This is a genomic window from Enterobacter sp. UNJFSC 003, from assembly GCF_036903355.1.
Lineage (GTDB): Bacteria > Pseudomonadota > Gammaproteobacteria > Enterobacterales > Enterobacteriaceae > Enterobacter.
Genome location: NZ_JBAKHK010000289.1, coordinates 1 through 247 on the forward strand (window position 1 = coordinate 1; position 247 = coordinate 247).

Genomic DNA, 247 nt, shown 5'->3' on the forward strand with positions numbered 1-247 from the left:
CTTCCGCCCCGCCCAGGCAACATGATCGCCTTCGGCGATGCCAAGGTCGAGCGCGCGGCCCCCGCGAAGTTCCAGCACCGCGCTGACCGGTTCGCCCGAGGGGATCTGCGTTTCTGATTGCGGCGCGGTATTTTCGGCGATCCGCGCGATGGTGCCGTCTGCACGGATGAACATAATGTCGAGCGGGCTCGGCGTGTTCTTCATCCAGAAATTCGCCTCGCGCGGGGGTCCACCCTCAGGCGGATAG

At 65.6% G+C, this 247-nt stretch carries 1 protein-coding gene; it reads right to left on the minus strand.

The features are described from left to right. On the minus strand, positions 1–247 hold a 247-nt coding region (locus tag V5P19_RS24200), incomplete at both ends, for a DUF192 domain-containing protein (RefSeq protein ID WP_334408075.1).